Source organism: Actinoplanes sp. NPDC051388 (assembly GCF_055586225.1).
Genome location: NZ_JBVJIP010000007.1, coordinates 418,765 through 432,280 on the forward strand (window position 1 = coordinate 418,765; position 13,516 = coordinate 432,280).

Sequence of the window (13,516 nt, forward strand, 5' to 3'; positions counted from 1 at the left end):
CCGACCGGCTGGGACGGAAGGCGAGCCGGGAGTCGTCCCGTCCCCCCCACCCTCGCGCGACCCGGGGGGCCGACCCAACCTGGGGAGGGCCGGGCCGACCCACGCCCCGCCCCTCCGGTGTTGCCGACGATCAGCTCTTGCGGGCGGTGACCACCAGGTACTCCCAGTCCAGCACCGTCTTGTCCGAGCCGCGGTCGAAGCGCCGCCCGACGTCGGTCAGGGCCTGGTCGAGGGCCGCCACCTTCTCGGGGTCGTCGGCGATGAAGCGGTACGCGGCGATCGTCGGACCGTAGTTGGTCTTGAAATACGCCACGAAGTCCTCCGGCTTGTCGAAGCGGGTCACCTCGAGCGTCTGACGCCGGACCTCGACGTCGGTCACCCGGCCACCGAGCAGCCCGAGCACGTGCTCCTCGCTGCCCCACAGCGGCGGCGGCTGCGCGCCCGGCGGGGGCGGCGGCGCGAACGGCTTCATGGCCGCGAACACCTGGCCGATGAAGCCACCCGGGGTCCAGCTGAGCAGCGCGATCGTGCCACCCGGCCGGCACACCCGGACCAGTTCGTCGGCGCTCGCCTGGTGGTGCGGGGCGAACATCACGCCGATGCAGGACAGCACCTTGTCGAACTCGTCGTCGCCGAACGGCAGCGCCTCGGCGTCCGCGGTCCGCCAGTCCAGGTGCAGGCCGCCCGCCTCGGCGTCCCGGCGGCCGATCTCGAGCAGCTCGGGGGTCAGGTCGGAGGCGACCACCCGGGCGCCGAGCGCCGCGGCGGGAATGCTGGCGCTGCCGGTGCCGGCGCCCACATCGAGCACGTGGTCGGAGGGTTTCACCTCGGCGGCGCGCACCAGGATCGGCCCGAGCGGCGAGACGAGCTGGTTGACGACGGTCTCATAGCTGCCCGAGGCCCAGATGGCCCGGTGCTTGGCCTTGAGTGCGCGGTCAGCCTCGGTGGAGTGAATCGACGTTGTCATGGGATTTCCTTTCGGGGTACTTCGAACGGAACTTCGTAAACTTCGGCGGCCGGATGCCCGGCCTGGTCGTGCACCCGCAGCACGGCTTCCTTGCTGGGGGCGGTGGAGAGGCAGAAGACCTTGCCGTACTCCGGATCGAGCCAGCTGCGCTCGATGCGCACACCCTCCGCGGCTTCGACCCGGCGCTGGCCGTGGTGCACGGCCCGCAGGTGGTCCTCGGTCGCGCCGACGAATCCCGAGTGGACGTCGATGAACCTGGCCATGGCGTTCTCCTGATCGGTGATCTGCGACGAGGCTCAGCCTCCGGGCCTGGGCGGCATCGGTCATCGGTCGAATGCCCGATCAGCCGGCGGCTCGGCATCGATCGACGTTGCCATGGATATCTCCTGGTCAGTGGACTGCGACGAGGCTTAGCCTCCAAGGGCGCGCCGCATCGGTCATCGGTCGAATGCCCGACGAGCCGGCGTCGATCCGAGCAGGAGCGTGGGGTGGGCAGGTCGGCAATGGCAACGGACATCGGCACCTCCGCGATGCACGGCAGGGACGACCTGCTCGCCCTCGCGAAGCGCCGGGTCGCCGCGGTGCGCGCCGGCCACGGCCACCTGCTGCTGCTCGCCGGCGAGGCCGGCATCGGCAAGACCCGGCTGCTGCACGAGATGCAGCGGCTGGCCTCGGCCGAGAGCTTCCGGCTGTGGTCCGCCGGCGCGTTTCCGCAGGATGTGGAGCTGTCCGCGGGTCTGCTGCTGGACCTGGGCCACGCCATGTCCCGGTCCGGTCGCGCGGACGTCGCCGCCCGCGGGCGGGCACTCGTGGACGATCTCGCCGAGGTGGCCGAGGCGCCGGCCGACAGCGGTGACGCGCACCGGCGCCGCCGGCTGCTCGTGCTCGACGCGGCGGATCGGCTGGCCGCGCTGGCCGGCGACGGTCCGGCGCTGCTGGCGCTCGAGGACCTGCACTGGTGCGACGAGCTGAGCCTGGAGATCGTCGCGCACGTGGCCCGCCGATTGCCGTCGCTGCCGCTGCTGGTAGTCGGCACGCTCCGCACCGACGAGCTGCACCAGAACGCCGCGGTGCGATCCTGGCGGTCCCGGTTGCTGCTGCAGCGGATGGCCGAGGAGACCCGGCTGCAGCGGCTGGACCTCGACCAGATCCGCACCATGGTGGGCGAGCTGCTGCCCGGCCGGTCCGTGTCGCCGCACCTGGTCGAGCTGGTCCATCAGCGGTCCGGAGGGGTGCCGCTGCACGTCGAGGAGCTGGTGAACGCCGCCGCGCAGGGCCGGCTGTCCGCGGACCCGTCGTACGTGCCGGAGACGCTGGCCGAGGCGATCCACCACCGCTTCACCGCCCTCACGCCGGCCGCCCGGGACACCGCGCTGGCCGCCGCCGTCATCCGGCGCACGTTCGACCTGGACCTGCTGACCGCGGTGCACGCGGGCCCGGCGCCGGAGGTCGCGGCCAGCCTCGACGAACTGGTCGAGCGGCATTTCGTCCACGAGGACCCGCCGGGGTGGTTCGCCTTCCGGCACGCCCTGATCCGGGACGCCATCGAGGGCAACGCTCCGGTGGCCCGGCGTCGTGACCTGCACGCGCGGGTGGCGGAGGTGGCCCGGCACCGCCCGGACCTGGGCGGCGACGCCTACCGGTCGGCGCACTACGAGGCGGCCGGGCAGCTCGCCGAGGCCTCGGACACCGCCGCGGTGGCGGCCGAGCGGGCCGCCGCGCTGTCGTCGCATCAGGAGGCGCTCGACCTGCTCAACCGCGCGGTGCGCTGCCTGCGCACGGCGGACCGCCGGCGGCGCGCGGACCTCCTCACCCGCCGCGCCGCCGAGGCGACCGCCACCGACCGGAACGCCCAGGCGGCCGAGGATTACGCGCAGGCGCGGGACCTGCTGATCGAGGACGGCGACCCGGTGGCGGCCGCCGCCCTGCTCCCCGGGATGGTCGCCGCCCGCCACCTGCTCGGCGACCCGCTGCCGGCCCGCGTCAAGCTGCTCGAACAGGGGCTCGCCGAAGGGGGACAGCGGGTCCGGGCCGCGCTGCTGGCGGCCACCGCCGCGGCCTACCTGGTCGACGACCGCCTGGACGACGCCATCGGCGCCGGGGAGCGGGCACTGGCGGCGTCCGGCGCGGAGGACGAGCGGACCCGGCTGAACACGGCGGCCACCCTGGGCTCGGTGCTGGTGTTCGCCGGGCGGATGGACGAGGGCTGGGGCCAGCTCGAGCAGACCACCCGCCGGGCCCGGGAGCTGGGCCTGGAGGCGGAGGCCGCACGCGGCTACCGGATGATCGGATCGTCGGCGTCCACTCTGGTGGAATACGACCGCGCCGAGCACTGGCTGGCCGAGGGCATCGAGTACGCCGCCCGCACCGAGCAGTCCAACCACCGCCACTACATGACCGGCCACCTCGCCCACGTCCGCTGGTGCCGGGGCCGGTGGGACGAGGCCGACCGGGCGGTGCAGCGGGCGCTGGTCGAGGACGACGGTGGCATCACCACGCGGATCACGGCGCTGCACGTGGCCGGATTCGTCGCGCTCGGCCGCGGAAACTTCGAGTCCGCCGTGCGTACGCTGACCGAGGCACGCGCCGCCGGCGACGCGATGGGCGAACTGCAGCGTTTCGCCCCCGCCCTGTGGGGCCTCGCCGAGTGCGCGCTGCTCCGCCAGGACCACGGCGCCGCCGTCGCCCTCACCGAGGCCGGCTACCAGGCTTCGCACGCGGTCGCGGACGCGGCCAACCTCTTCCCGTTCCTGGTCACCGGCACCCGGGCACGGCTCGCGCAGCAGGACGTGGCCGGCGCGCAGGACTGGGCCGACCGGGTCGGCGCCGATCTGTCGGCGCGCGGGATCCCGGGCACCCTGCCCGCCGTCGACCACGCCGCCGGCCTGCTGCGCCTCGCCGCCGGCCGCACCGGTCAGGCGCGCGAGCTGCTGAGCGCCGCGCACACCGCCTGGTCGGCCCGGCACCGGTGGTGGGAGGCCCAGTGGTGCGCCCTCGATCTGGCCCGGTGCGCGGTCGCCTCGAACCGCCGCACGGAGGCGTCGACGCTGGTCGGCGAGGTGCGCGCGGCCGCGACGGCGGTGTCCGCCAAGCCCCTGCTCGACGCCGCCGGCGTGATCGCCGCGCGTCTCGACAAGCACGACGCCGCCCAGGCTTGGTCGCCGCTGACGCTGCGCGAGTTCGAGGTGGCCCGCCTGGTCGCCCGCGGCCTCACCAACCGGGAGATCGCCGAACAGCTGCGCATCACCGTGCGAACGGCCGGGGCCCACCTGGAACACATCCGGGCCAAGCTCGGCGCCGGCCGGCGTTCCGAGATCGCGGCCTGGGTGACCTCGATCGACGGCGCCGCCGAGCCGGGCTAGGTGGTCGCTTCGCTGTAGACCTCGAACTCGTAGACGCGGGCCGCGGTGTTCGCGGTCTGCTCGGCGGTGAGCACGCCGAGGCGCACATGGCGGCCGGACGCCGGAGTGACATGGCTGGTCACATTCGCGGTGTTGGCGCGAGCCCGCACGACCGTCGTCCAGGTGGTCCCGTCGGCCGAGACCTGGATGTCGAAGTCGCGGGTGTTCCACCCGGCGGACTCCCCACCGGCTCCGGCGTGCCGCACCACGAAACCGGTCAAGGACCTGGTGGCGCCGAGGTCGACCTGGAGCTGCTTGGTGGCGGCCGGCGAGCACCACTTGTCGCCGGTGCCGCCGGAGACGCTGCCGTTGACCGCCTTCGCCGGCGACTCGGTGGTGGCGCACGACGCGGACCCGGTGGCCGGCCGGTTCAGCGCGATGTTGCGGCCCGGCGGCACGGTCACCGGCGCCGATCCGGTGGCGTTGTTGACCGCGGCCGCGTACTGCGCCGGGGTGCCCTGCGCCGCGCAGGCCTGCATGTCGTCGTAGAGCCACAGGAACCCGCCCTGGATGCCGGCCGAGGTCACCCAGCCGCGCATCCGGCTCTCGACAGTGGCCGGGGTGTCACCGCTCGCGCATCCGGAGCCGTGCCGGCTCCACAGGCCCGGGTCGACCGGCATGCCCAGCTGCTGGGCCCAGGTGGCCGGGTTGTTGCCCGCACCGCCCGCGTAGACCTGGAGGTAGACCCGGTCGACGGCGGCGCCCAGGTTGTTCTTGAGGCTGCGCCAGAACGCGATGTTGGTGTACGGCACGAAGGTGAAGCGATACCCCTGCCCGATGACCATCTCGGCGAACGCGGTCGTGCTCGTCAGGTCGTACTGCTGCTCGTCGTCGTCGTTGATGGCGTCGGCGCCGGTAATGGCGCGCAGCACCTGGAAGTTGCGGTAGAGGACGCTGCCCGGTCCGGTGCCGTCGCGGGCGATCAGGGAGGCGATCGCGCCCCAGTCGTTGGGCCCGGCCGACCCGACCGACACCTCGATCCGGTTGACCGAGGTGGGCGCCTGCTTGAGGGTGGCGAGCCGGGCCGGCCAGCCGGGATCGCCCACGTATTGCCCGCCGGACACGATGCGGATGTCGTTGAGCCACAGGTCACCGGTGTCGGCCCGGACGTGGATGGCCCAGAGCACCACGGTGGTGAATCCGGACGACCTCAGGTTGTCCATCACCGCCTGGCCGCCGCTGTAGAAAGGGCCGCCGCCGTAGACGGCCGAACGCCCGGCGGCCAGCGGCTGCGCCGACGCCGGCGCACCGGCCGTCAGCACGGAGGCGACGATGGCCAGAACGATGATGCGAACCCGCATGAGTGTGATCCCCTCGCCGCCACCCAATCGAGATCTGTCGATATTTATCCTTGGCCCACCCACGCCCCGGGTCAAGGCACGAATACCTGACCGAGCAGGTTTTGTTGTCCGGCGCCCGCGTGGCGCGGGCAGCTCGTGCTGGGTCATCTCAACAGCCGCGCCGGATAGGGGGATCGGCGATCCGTGGATGGCACTTAGCCATCTGCGGTACAAACGCAGACATGATCGACCGAGCCGGGCTTGCCGAGTTCCTGCGCAGCCGTCGAGAAGCGCTGCAACCCGAGGACGTCGGCCTGCCCAGAGGTCAACGCCGCCGCACCAGCGGGCTGCGCCGCGAGGAGGTCGCCGCCCTCTGCCATCTCTCCGTCGACTACTACAGCCGCCTCGAGCGCGAGCGCGGGCCGCACCCGTCGGACAAGCTCATCGCCGCCATCGCCCAGGGCATGCACCTCTCCCTCGACGAACGCGACCACCTGTTCCGCCTGGCCGGGCACAATCCACCCGCCCGCGGCACCACCAGCGAACACATCAGTCCCGGCCTGCTGCGCATCTTCGACCGGCTCACCGACAGCCCCGCCGAGATCGTCACCGAACTCGGCGAAACCCTCCGCCAGGCCCCGCTCGGCGTCGCCCTCACCGGCGACCTCACCCGATACACCGGTCCGGCCCGCAGCATCGGCTACCGATGGTTCACCGACCCGGCCGTCCGCGTCCGCTACCACCCGGACGACCACGACCGGATGTCCCGCGTCTTCGCCGCCGGGGTGCGCCGGATGGCCACGATGCGCGGTCCCGGCTCCCGCGCCGCCCGCCTCGCCGACCTGCTGCTCGCCGAGAGTCCGGAGTTCGCCGCGCTGTGGGCCGGTCATGAGGTCGGGCTGGCCTTCGACGACGGCAAACGCTTCATCCACCCGGAACTCGGACTGCTCGAGCTCGCCTGCCAGCACCTGGTGGACCCGGCGCAGTCACACATCCTGCTCGTCTACACCGCCGTCCCGGGCACCGAGAGCTACCAGAAGCTCCAACTCCTTTCCGTGATTGGCGCTCAATACGTCAGCTCGTAGCCGCCGGCTCGGCCGCGCGGGTGCATAGTGAGTCCGAGAGGACGGCATGCCATGCCCGCAGCGGACGTCGAAAACCTGGCCCGGATCGCCTCCGGCGGTGACCTGGCCGCCCTCAACGTGCTCCTGGTGACGGTCCGGCCCGAGGTCCTGCGGCTCTGCTCGCGGGTGCTGGCCAATCGCGAGGACGCCGAGGAGGCGTGCCAGGACACCCTGCTCGCGGTCGCGCGCGGCCTGCCGGGCTTCGAGGGTCGCTCGTCCTTCCGCACCTGGCTCTACCGGCTGGCCACCAACCGCGCCCGTTCCTCCTACCGTCGTGCGGACTCGCGGCGCACCGAGTCCCTCGACCTCCAGCCCGACGTCGCGGACTTCCGCCGCACCAGCGTGATCGCGACGAGCCGGCTCGATCTGCTCGACGCGATGGCCGAGCTGAAACCGGAGCTGGGCGAGGCGGTCGCGCTGCGCGACCTGGTCGGCCTGAGCTACGCGGAGATCGCGGACTTGCAGGAGGTGCCGCAGGGCACCGTGAAGTCGCGAATCCACGAGGCGCGGCGGCTGCTGCGCGAGAGTCTCGGCTGAGTCGCCAAGGCGACAGCCCTTTCACCGAACCGGAACGCAGCGCACGGTGACCAACAGGGTACAAGCAGCTACCCAAGGAGTTGGCACCTTGCCTTTCATTTCCGTTCTCACCTCCACCGTCGTAGGGCTGGCCACCGTGGTCAGCCCGGCACTGCCCGCCGACCCGGGGCGCCTGGTCCAGCTCGACTCGCTGGGCGGCCGGGACTCGTTCGCGAACGCGATGAACGACCGCGGCGACCTGATCGGGGTCAGCTCCGGCGCCACCACCGGCAGCGAGGCCGTGGTCTGGTGGCAGGGCCGGAGTTCCCCCACCGCGCTCGGTCTCGCCAACGCGTGGCCGACCGCGATCAACGACAAGGGCCAGATCGTCGGGTACGCCGAAGGCGGCCTGTTCCTGTGGCGCGACGGCGCGATCACCCACCTGCAGCGCAGTTCGGTGCTGTCCTTCGGGGAGCCGTCGATCAACGACCGCGGCCAGGTCGCCTACACGGTGACCGATCAGGACGGCGCCTCCCGTGCGGTCCTGTGGCAGCGCGGGCGCCGCACCACGCTGCCCACCCCCGCCGGCCTGAACAGCCGGGCCGTGGGCCTCAACAACCGGGGCCTGGTCATCGGCACCGTCACCGCGCAGGACGCCGAGACCGAGCGGGCCGTGCTGTGGCAGGACGGCCGGATGACCGAGCTGGGCACCCTGGGCGGCGACGTCAGCCGCCCGGTGGCCGTCAACGATCGCGGTCAGGTCGTCGGGGCGAGCACCGTCGCCGGCTCCGCGGACCAGCACCCGTTCCGGTGGCAGGACGGCCGGATGACCGACCTGCTCGCGGGCACGGACGCGATCTCCGGCGGGGTGGGCGACATCAACGCGACCGGTGTGGTGACCGGCGTGGCCCGGTACGACCTCCGGGACTCGCGCCCGGTGATCTGGCGGGCCGGCCGGATGACCGAGATCGGGCTGCCCGGCTATGTCGGCGGCGGCTCGGACATCAACGATCGCGGCGACGTGACCGGGACCGTCTGGCCGGGCCCGCAGAGCATGGCCGTGCCGTTCCGCTGGAGTGCCGGGCAGACCACGCTGTTCACCGAGCCGGCGCACGACATCGCGGTGGACGTGGTCGGCATCGACCGCGACGGCGTGGTCGGCGTGGCCCAGGAGACCGTGCGTTCCGGCTACATCGTGTTGCGTTCGGCCTGATGATTCATCGGCGGTAGAGCTCGTCGAGCACCGCCGCGTACCGCTTCTCCACGATCTGGCGCCTGAGCTTCAGCGAGGGCGTCAGATCGCCACCCTCGACGGTCAGGTTGCGTTCCAGGACGCTGAACCGTTTGATGCTCTCCCACCGCCCCAGCCCCGCGTTGAGCTCGCCGATGTGCGCCTCGATGACCCGGACCAGCTGGGGCGACCGGGCGATCTCGGCGTGGGTCGCGCCGGCGAGCTGGTGGCCGGCCGCCCACGCCCGCGTGGCGTCGGCGTCGAGGTCGATCAGCGCGGTGATGAACGGCCGGCCCTCGCCGTGCACGACGATGGTGTTCACGAGGGGGCAGATCACCTTGAACAGCGTCTCGATGTGCTGCGGCGCCACGTATTTGCCGCCGGCCGTCTTGATCAGGTCTTTCTTCCGGTCGGTGATCCGCAGCGAGCCGCGCGCCGTGATCTCGCCGATGTCGCCGGTGTGCAGCCAGCCGTCGACGAGCGTCTCGGCGGTCGCCTCGGGCAGCCCGTGGTAGCCCTGCATCACCCCGGGACCACGCAGCAGGATCTCGCCGTCGGCGGCGATGACGACCTCCGAGCCGGGCAGCGGCAGGCCGACCGTGCCGTGTTCGGGCCGCCCGAGCCGGTTGACGAACATGGCGGCGGAGGTCTCGGTCAGCCCGTAGCCCTCCAGGATGGGCAGTCCGACGGCGTCGAACCACCGGCTGAGGTCGGCGGACAGCTTGGCGGCGCCGGAGATCATGTAGCGCATCCGGCCGCCGAAGCGGGCCCGGATCTTCGCGAACACCAGACGGTCGGCGACCGCGTGGCGCGTGGCGAGCCAGAAGCCCGGCCGGCCCTCTTCGGCGGCCTCGTGGCCGACGCTGATCGCCCAGTCGAACAGCCGCGCCTTGATCCCGCCGTCCCGGTGGGCGGCCGCGACGACACCGGCGTGCACCTTCTCGAAGATCCGGGGCACCGACGGCATCAGCGTCGGCCGCACCACCGGCAGGTTGGTGATGATGCGCGAGGGATCGCCGTCCACAACGGCGGCGTGGCCGATCGCGATCTGGGTGGCCAGCAGCATCTTTCCGAACGAGTGGGCCAGCGGCAGCCACAGATAGGCGACGTCGTCCGGCCCGGCGAGGTCGATCGCGTGCCCGGCGTTCGCCTCGTAGAGCCAGCTGCGGTGGGACAGCCGGACACCTTTCGGCCGGCCGGTGGTGCCGGACGTGTAGATGAGCGTGGCGAGGTCGTCGGGGCGCACCGCGGCGGTGGCGTCGGTGACCGCGGCGGGCGTGGCAGTCAGCAGCCGCCGGCCGCGCTCCCGCAACTCGGCCAGGGTCGTCACCCGATCCACATCGGACGGTGCGGGTCCGTCGATGAGCACGGCGTGCCGCACCGGCGAGCCGGCGGCCAGCACCATGGCGAGGTGATCGGCGTGCTCCACGACCGCGACCCGGCTGTCCGAGTCGGCGAGGATGTGCAGGACGTCGTCCGGGGTGGACGTGGGATAAATCGTCGTGGTGGCGGCGCCCGCGCACATGACGCCGAGGTCCACCTCGATCCACTCCACCCGGGTGGACGACATGATCGCGATCCGGTCCTCCCGGACCACGCCGAGGTCGAGCAGGCCGGCCGCGATCTCATCGGCGACGCGGCCGGTCTCGGCCCAGGTCTGCGAGCGCCACCCACCGCGGCCGTCGGGCCGTCGATAGGCCTCCGTGCCGGGCGTGGCGGCGACGCGGGCCTCGAACAGGGCGCCGAGCGAGGCGGGCGATCGGCGGTCGAGGTCGTGGAAACGGGCGAGTTCGTCGGTCATCGCTGACCTCCGGTTAACTTACAAGCTGTAACCTACGCCTTGTAAGTTACGGCCTTAGACTGCTCGTTGTGAAGCCCTCCACTGAACCCGTCTCGGTGGACGCGCTGCGCACCGGTCGGCGCCGGATGACCCGGGCGGCGCGCGAGCAGCAGCTGCTCGACGTCGCCGAGGAGCTCTTCCTGGCCGGCGGCTACGACCGCACCTCGATGGAGGACATCGCCCGCGCCGCCGGCGTGACCCGGCCCGTCGTCTACGAGCATTACGGCAGCCGGGAAGGCGTCTATCTGGCCTGCGTGCGCCGGGCTCGCAACCAGTTCAACAGCGATGTCGTGCGCGCGGTGGCCGGCACCGACGACCCGCTCGAGCAGCTGCGCCGCGGCGCCGCTGCGTACTACCGGGTGCTGGAGCGCGACCCGCGCCGGTGGCAGCTGCTCTTCGCCCCCGGCGGGCTGGTCAGCAGCGCCCTGGGCGATGAGCTGGCCCGCGAGCGGTTCCGCACCGTCAACCTGCTCGCCGACCTGATCGAGCCGCACCTGCCGCAGCACGATCAGCAGCAGGTGGACGCGTTCGCCCACGCCACCACCGGCAGCGCCGAGCAGCTGGGCCGCTGGTGGCTCGCGCACCCGGACATCAGCCGGGAACAGGTGACCGACTACTTCGTTGACAACGTGTGGGCCAGCTTCGACGCGCTGATCCGGCGCCGCCCCTGACACCTCATGGAGGTCTGCCGTGCTCGCAGTCTGGTATGACCGGCAAGGCGCCGCCGACGACGTGCTGCAGGTCGGCGAGCTGCCCGATCCCACGCCCGGCCCCGGCGAGGTCCGCGTCCGCCTGACCCACTCGGGCGTCAACCCCGGCGACACCAAGAAGCGTCGCGGCTGGCTCGGCTCGTCGATGCCCTATCCGCGCGTGATCCCGCACAGCGACGGCGCCGGCACCATCGACGCGGTTGGCGACGGCGTCGCTCGCGGCCGGATCGGCCGGCGGGTGTGGGTGTGGGGCGCCCAGTCCTACCGGGCTTCCGGCACCGCTGCCCAGTTCACCGTCGTGCCCGACGCGAACGCCGTCGACCTGCCCGACAACGTGGGCGACGAGATCGGCGCCTGTCTCGGCATTCCCGGCATCACCGCCCACCGGGCCGTGTTCGCCGACGGTCCGGTCTCCGGCCGCACCGTGCTGGTCCACGGCGTCCTCGGCGGCGTCGGTGCGCTGGCCGCACAGCTTGCCCACCGGGACGGCGCCACCGTCATCGGCACCGTCCGCCGGACCGGCGACCTCGTCCACGTCACCGGTCCGGCCGTCAAGCACGCCGTCTCCCTCGATCAGGCCGACGCCGCGGAGGCCATCAAGGCGCATGCCCCCGGCGGCGTCGACCGGATCATCGAGGTCGCCTTCTCCGACAACGCCGACCTCGACGCCGCCGTCGCCCACAACCACACCGTCATCGCGGCCTATGCCAGCCGCGACGACCGGCCCGGTTTCCCGTTCTGGCCGATGCTGTTCGACAACATCACCATCCGGCTGCTCGGCAGCGACGACTTCCCCGCCGAGGCGAAGCAGCGGGCCGCCGCCGACCTCACCAGGGCGGCCGGCGCCGGCGACCTCACCATCGTCGCCGGCGCCCCACTCCCCCTGTCCCGGACCGCGCAGGCCCACGACCGGGTCGACGAGGGCAGCCGCGCCCGCGTCCTGGTGCGGATCCCGGATTAGCGTTGCAGGGTGAGCAGACCCGGGCGGTAGGGCAGGCGGCCGTAGTCGCCGCCCGAACCCGGGTCCCGGCCCTGGTAGAGCAGCCGCAGGTTGCAGGGGTCGATGGTCATGGTCTGGTCGGCGCTGACCCGGACCAGCTCGCCGTGGCTGATGTCGTTGGTCCAGGTGGCCCCGCTGTTGGCCCGGCCGGCGAAGGGGTTGCTCTCGGTCGCGGCCTGCGGCGTCCACGAACCGCCCAGGCTGCTGGCCGTGAACGAGCGGAAGTAGCGCCCGTTGGCCCCGATCGCCTCCACGATCATGAGGTACTGGTTCTGGCCCTGGACCTTGTAGACCTGAACCGCCTCGAAGAGGTTGTTCGTGGTGTCGCTCATGACCACCGTCGAGCTCGTGCCGAAGCTGCCCGGGAAGTTCCCGATCGGCATGCTCGCGCGGTAGATCTTGCCGTTGTCCCCGGCGAAGAACAGGTACATGTTCGCCGAGTCGCCGATCAGCGCCTGGTCGATGGGCCCGGTGTTGGAGCCGGTGATGCTGCCGGAGAACAGCGTCTGCGGAGCGGACCACCCGTTCGGGTTCGTGGGATCGCTCGAGGTCCGATAGGAGAAGGCCGGTCCACCCCACTGGTACGCGAGCACCCAGGTGCTCCTCGGGGCGAAGTAGAAGAGCGTGGGTGCGACGGTGCTCGACGACATCGCGTTCTGCCCGGCCGAGGCCATGTCGGACCAGTTGGTGAAGAGGTTGAAGTTCATCGAGCCCCAGGTCGACCCGTTGTCGTGGGTGGTCGCATAGACGAGTTGCCGGCCGTTGTACGGAACGGTGGTGAAGTCCTTGAGCGAGACCCAGCCGGACCTCGGGTTCGCCAGCACACCGGTCGACGACCAGCGGTAGCTGGACGGGAGCGTGCACCCGTCCGGGGGCGGAGTGGTTCCGCCGCCGACCCGCACCAGTTGCCACTGCTGGTTGGCGCCGCCCCAGTCGTCGTACTGCACGATGTTGGCGCCGTCCGCCGTGGAAGCACCCTGCGCCTCCACCGCCTTGCCACTCTGCCGCCCGATCAGCCGGACATGACCACCATCCGAGTCGGCCAACCGGAACTGCTGATTCTGCCCGTTCCCGTCGGCCCACTGCACGATCGCGCCACCGTTGACCGTCGAGAAATTGTAAACATCCAGCACCTTGCCGGAATGCCGCGACTTGACCCGGTAATAACCACCACCCGAGTCAACGAACTGCCACTGCTGCTGATAACCGTCATTGCGCGACCACTGAGTGATCCGGCCACCATCGGCCGTCGACAAGTTGTAGACGTCCAACGCCTTACCACTGTTGCGGTTCACCAACACATACCAGGCAGACGGATCCACCGTGGCGGCCGACGCCGGGGACGCCGCGACAACGCCACCGGCCAGCACCGTCAGCAATGCGGAGAGCACCACCAGCCAACGGCTTCGTACATGCGGATTCTGGGATTTCACGGTCAACTCCTCGA

General features: G+C 71.8%; 11 protein-coding genes. 6 read left to right on the forward strand and 5 right to left on the reverse strand.

The genetic code is table 11. The features are described 5' to 3' along the window. Window positions 1-130: 130 nt before the first annotated feature. Entirely contained in the window at window positions 131-967 is an 837-nt protein-coding gene (locus tag ACZ6TI_RS20560; RefSeq protein WP_465346688.1) for a class I SAM-dependent methyltransferase, read from the reverse strand. Beyond that, window positions 964-1,230: a nickel-binding protein gene (locus ACZ6TI_RS20565; protein WP_465346689.1), complete on the reverse strand. Its 267-nt coding sequence runs from the start codon at window positions 1,228-1,230 to the stop codon at window positions 964-966. Before ACZ6TI_RS20565 ends, ACZ6TI_RS20560 begins: the two co-directional genes overlap by 4 nt. A 240-nt stretch (window positions 1,231-1,470) precedes the next feature. On the opposite strand from ACZ6TI_RS20565, the gene ACZ6TI_RS20570 reads away from it, so the two are divergent. Further along, window positions 1,471-4,329 (forward strand): helix-turn-helix transcriptional regulator, encoded by a 2,859-nt coding sequence (locus ACZ6TI_RS20570; RefSeq protein ID WP_465346690.1) that lies wholly within the window; start codon window positions 1,471-1,473, stop codon window positions 4,327-4,329. Here ACZ6TI_RS20570 and ACZ6TI_RS20575 read toward each other — a convergent pair. Continuing rightward, window positions 4,326-5,669, reverse strand: a complete 1,344-nt coding sequence (locus tag ACZ6TI_RS20575) for a discoidin domain-containing protein (RefSeq protein ID WP_465346691.1) — start codon at window positions 5,667-5,669, stop codon at window positions 4,326-4,328. The two genes, ACZ6TI_RS20570 and ACZ6TI_RS20575, sit on opposite strands and share 4 nt — an antisense overlap. Window positions 5,670-5,890: 221 nt before the next feature. Here ACZ6TI_RS20575 and ACZ6TI_RS20580 point away from each other — a divergent pair, with 221 nt between their 5' ends. The 3 genes from ACZ6TI_RS20580 to ACZ6TI_RS20590 all read left to right on the forward strand — a co-directional run bounded on the left by ACZ6TI_RS20580 (window position 5,891) and on the right by ACZ6TI_RS20590 (window position 8,501). Then, complete coding sequence (locus tag ACZ6TI_RS20580; RefSeq protein WP_465346692.1) at window positions 5,891-6,733, forward strand: helix-turn-helix transcriptional regulator; 843 nt, start codon at window positions 5,891-5,893, stop codon at window positions 6,731-6,733. Between the two features lie 51 nt (window positions 6,734-6,784). Further along, window positions 6,785-7,309, forward strand: a complete 525-nt coding sequence (locus ACZ6TI_RS20585; protein WP_465346693.1) for an RNA polymerase sigma factor — start codon at window positions 6,785-6,787, stop codon at window positions 7,307-7,309. Window positions 7,310-7,397: 88 nt separating this feature from the next. After that, window positions 7,398-8,501, forward strand: a complete 1,104-nt coding sequence (locus ACZ6TI_RS20590) for a hypothetical protein (protein ID WP_465346694.1) — start codon at window positions 7,398-7,400, stop codon at window positions 8,499-8,501. A gap of 4 nt (window positions 8,502-8,505) precedes the next feature. On the opposite strand, the gene ACZ6TI_RS20595 is transcribed toward ACZ6TI_RS20590, so the two are convergent. Continuing rightward, the gene (locus ACZ6TI_RS20595; RefSeq protein ID WP_465346695.1) at window positions 8,506-10,320 is read right to left on the reverse strand and encodes an AMP-dependent synthetase/ligase; all 1,815 of its coding nucleotides are present in this window, start codon (window positions 10,318-10,320) and stop codon (window positions 8,506-8,508) included. Window positions 10,321-10,388: 68 nt separating this feature from the next. Here ACZ6TI_RS20595 and ACZ6TI_RS20600 point away from each other — a divergent pair, with 68 nt between their 5' ends. Together ACZ6TI_RS20600 and ACZ6TI_RS20605 are read left to right on the forward strand one after the other, a co-directional pair. After that, the gene (locus tag ACZ6TI_RS20600) at window positions 10,389-11,030 is read left to right on the forward strand and encodes a TetR/AcrR family transcriptional regulator (RefSeq protein ID WP_465346696.1); all 642 of its coding nucleotides are present in this window, start codon (window positions 10,389-10,391) and stop codon (window positions 11,028-11,030) included. A gap of 19 nt (window positions 11,031-11,049) precedes the next feature. Further along, window positions 11,050-12,030 carry an NADPH:quinone reductase gene (locus ACZ6TI_RS20605; protein ID WP_465346697.1) on the forward strand — a complete coding sequence of 327 codons (981 nt, stop codon included), beginning with the start codon at window positions 11,050-11,052 and terminating at the stop codon, window positions 12,028-12,030. On the opposite strand, the gene ACZ6TI_RS20610 is transcribed toward ACZ6TI_RS20605, so the two are convergent. Next, window positions 12,027-13,502 (reverse strand): non-reducing end alpha-L-arabinofuranosidase family hydrolase, encoded by a 1,476-nt coding sequence (locus ACZ6TI_RS20610; RefSeq protein WP_465346698.1) that lies wholly within the window; start codon window positions 13,500-13,502, stop codon window positions 12,027-12,029. The two genes, ACZ6TI_RS20605 and ACZ6TI_RS20610, sit on opposite strands and share 4 nt — an antisense overlap. Window positions 13,503-13,516 lie beyond the last annotated feature (14 nt).